A 3426-nucleotide genomic window follows, 5' to 3' on the forward strand; every position below is an offset into this window, starting at 1 on the left:
CCCGGAGATCACCTGGCCACCAGCATGGAATTTTGCTGTCCGCCAACGAGGAGAACCCAAGGCCATCGGACAGGACTTCGTCCTGACCCTTGACATTCGGATCAGCCCCGCCGGTCGAGGCCCGCGCCACGGCTGCCCCGTCACCGGCTGGCGCCGCTTCGATGAGGTGTTGGTTGGCGACGTGGTTCACCCAGATTCAGCCGCATGGGCAAGACCAATTTCCGGGTAGCGGTGCATCCGCAGTCCTGTGACACTGTCTCGGCGATCCGGCGGGTGCTCGTCACCTCCGCGCCGGTCTTCACGGGGAAGGTTCGATGACCAACACCAACTCTATCTTCGGCCGAGCCCAGGGTCCGGCCCGTAGGGCCGCGTTGCGCCTTGCGGTGGTCTCTGCCGCTGCGCTGCTGCCCCTCGCCACAGCCACTATGGCGGACGCGAAGCCCCGCGCCGCCACGACCGTCCACCTGCCGTCCGCAGCGACGGCGAGGTGGGGCCTGGAGGCGTATCCAGGGATCACCCAAGCGCAGGCGCTTGCCGATTGGCAGCCGGCAATCGGCGGCGACACTCCGCTGACTGGCGCGAACATCAGCTGGAAGGACGACGCCCGGTCCATCGGTGTCCAGACGGTCGGCTTTGACGGCGCTTCGTCGTACCTGTCGGCGTCGCCCTCGGCCCTGAACACGGCCGGGACCTTCTCTCTCACGGCCTGGGTGCGACTCGCCGACACCTCTGCCAGCCGGATCTTCGCCAGCAAGGCCAGCGCCGGCCAGGCCACCCTCTCCGTGGGCTACGACAAGGCCAGCAACCGGTGGCAGGTCCAGATGCCGTCGAAGACCGGCAAGGGCGGCAAGGTGTCCATCGTCCGGTCGATCTCCGCCCCTCCGGTCGGGCTCTGGACCCACCTGGCAGTCGGGTACGACGCCACCGCACGGACGCTCACCCTGTGGGTGGACGGGGTCGCCGAGGCGACGTTGGGCAACGTGACCGCTGTCAACGACCCGTCCGGCGAGTTCCGGCTGGGCCGCGGAGACAACGCCTGGTGGCAGGGCAACCTGGCCGACGTCCGGGTGTACGACCGGGTGCTGGTAGGCCAGGACCTCACCGGCTGGTTCGCCGACGACCCGGCCTCCGGAGGTTTCAACGAGCCGGGTCTGCTGCGGCCGTGGCAGGTCGGGGATTGGGGCTTCGAGGCGGCGACCTCGTGCTACGAGGAGAACCTCGACCCGACCCTCTGCTCCGCTCCGGACTCCACCGCCTTCGGACGCCAGCTCGCCCTTACGCAGGGCAGCTTTGTCGATTCCGGCCACCGGGACCTGGCCCTCACTCTCGACGGTACCCACTGGATCGACGACCCGTCCGACCCGCACTATGGCGAGGCCACCCGGGAATATGCCCGCACCCAGCACAACGTGGGCGAGGCCTGGAACCCGGTCTGGCAGGACGGGCCGGTCCTTCGCACCGACCAGTCGTTCACGGCGGCGGTCTGGGTGCGGCTCGACCCGACGCGCGGCGCGCAGACGGTTATCTCGCAGGACGACACCGACCGTAGCGCCTTCTGGCTCGGGTACGAGCCGGACAACGGCGGGCAGTGGGTGTTCGGCGTGGCCGCCGAAGCGGATGGCTCCGCGACCACCTACGCGGCCGCGCCGGCAACTGGGGTCGACCAGTGGCACCACCTTGTCGTGGTCCTCGACGCCACGCAACGGCAGGCCCGGCTCTATGCCGACGGGACCTTGGCCCAGACGGTCGGAATGAACGCCGCCTGGCAGCCCCGACAGGCGCCGGGCGCGATGCTGGTCGGCCGGTCGACTACGCCGGAGGGACCGGACGGATGGCTGTACGGCCAGGTCGATGACCTCGGTGTGTACCAGGGCAAGCTCAGCGACGCCGACGTGCAGCGCCTCTTCACCGAGCAAAAGGTCTGAAGCGACGCCTGCAGACCGTCAACGGGCCTGACGCGGAAAGCTCCTTCTACGTTGCGTTCCGCGCCAGGCCCGCACTACAACCAGCGCTCGGCCCCGCCGGTGTGGAGTCCGGCGCACCCCCGCGATCGGGAATCCGCGCCCCCGGGCGCCTGCGGCACGAGGAGGCGGCAGTGCTTCCTGAGGTAGCGCTCCTGGTCGCTGGCTCCGATATCCAAGAGCTCGTGCCGGCCCGGCTAGAAGACTGGTGAGGAGGCTCAGCGGCGACTTCCCCAAGTCTGATGCCAGTAGCTGGCGTCGTCGCTGCCGACGCGAAGTACAGCATCCGGCGCCACCGGCGCAGGCCAAGGCTCGATGAGATACCTATCGACCACTTCGTCGGCGAACTCACCCTGCGCCGGCGTCCCGACCCGCGGCGGCGGAGACAAAGCAGCAGCTCGTCGATGCTCTGTGGGACTTGCGTGATTCGGCCTATGACCAACCTCAGCCATGGAGTGCCTTGACAGGGGAGACGCTCCTGCAAGCGCTGGCGGAAGAGCTGGAGCAGGCACCGCCCGACGATGACGGCCAGACCTCGATTCAGGTCTTGGCCCGCGCATTCGAGAAGGCACTCGACCCTCGGCCGAGTGGTGGGGGCTCGGCTGTGCTGAGGCGACTGCAAACGTCCGACCATGCCGCTGATAGGGCCCTGCATGAGGGCGTCCGATCCACCGCAGGACCGTGGGAGCAAATCGGGAGCGTCTGAGAGAGTGTTGTGATACCTGGACGTGATCTTTGCTGACTGTGTCAGTGAAGATCACGTCTGTGTCGCTGTGTCTGTAAACCCGCGTACGAGTCGTCGCTGACCGATGGGCAGTGGGCGGTGATCGAGCCGTTGTTGCCGGTGAGGGATCCGCGTCGGGGTGGTCGGCCGTTGCAGTATTCGCGCCGGTTGGTCATCGACACGATCCTGTATGTGCTGCGTACCGGTACCGCCTGGCGGCACGTCCCGCATGATCTCGTGCCGTGGGATGTGGCATATCGGTGGTTCCGCTGTTGGAGCGCCGACGGAACGTGGGACCGGGTTCACGACCGGCTGCGAGACGCGGTGCGAGTGGCCGAGGGACGTGACCCGCAGCCCTCGGCGGCGGTCCTCGATTCGCAGACCGCACACAGCCACCAAGGTGGCGAGGCGATCGGCTACGACGCGGGCAAACGCACGCGGGGCCGTAAGCGGCACGTCCTGGTCGACACCTGCGGGCTACTGCTGAAGGCCGTGGTGCATTCCGCGTCGATCCAGGAACGCGCCGGAGCCAAACTGGTCCTCACGGGGATCACCGAGACGTTCCCGCTGCTGGGCCTGGTCTGGGCCGACGCCGGCTACGTCAACCGCGTCGACGCGGGCCTGCTGGCCTGGGCGCGCACCCACGCCCGTTACCTTTTTGATCGTCCCCAGCCGGGGACCCTCGGTCGCCCGGCCTGGTATGACTTCCTGCCCCTGTCGTTCGGATGATCCGGGGGGTGT

At 68.2% G+C, this 3426-nt stretch carries 3 protein-coding genes; 2 read left to right on the forward strand and 1 reads right to left on the reverse strand.

The window, feature by feature from the left end; translation table 11 throughout:
• On the reverse strand, positions 1–190 hold a 190-nt coding region (locus ACIBTV_RS31340), incomplete at its 3' end, for a hypothetical protein (protein WP_396710790.1).
• A 235-nt stretch (positions 191–425) separates the two neighbouring features.
• Between ACIBTV_RS31340 and ACIBTV_RS31345 the strand changes: the two genes are divergently transcribed.
• Together ACIBTV_RS31345 and ACIBTV_RS31350 are read left to right on the forward strand one after the other, a co-directional pair.
• Positions 426–1925: a LamG domain-containing protein gene (locus ACIBTV_RS31345; RefSeq protein ID WP_396710792.1), complete on the forward strand. Its 1500-nt coding sequence runs from the start codon at positions 426–428 to the stop codon at positions 1923–1925.
• Positions 1926–2763: 838 nt separating this feature from the next.
• A complete protein-coding gene (locus ACIBTV_RS31350) occupies positions 2764–3414 on the forward strand; it encodes an IS5 family transposase (protein WP_396710794.1) in 651 nt (216 codons plus the stop codon).
• Positions 3415–3426: the final 12 nt, after the last annotated feature.

This window comes from Micromonospora sp. NPDC049366 (assembly GCF_044466625.1).
In the GTDB taxonomy this organism is placed as follows: Bacteria; Actinomycetota; Actinomycetes; order Mycobacteriales; family Micromonosporaceae; genus Micromonospora.

Coding starts and splice junctions, on each gene's coding strand:
- ACIBTV_RS31345 (WP_396710792.1), top strand. CDS start 426: ATGGCGGACGCGAAGCCCCGCGCCGCCACGACCGTCCACCTGCCGTCC.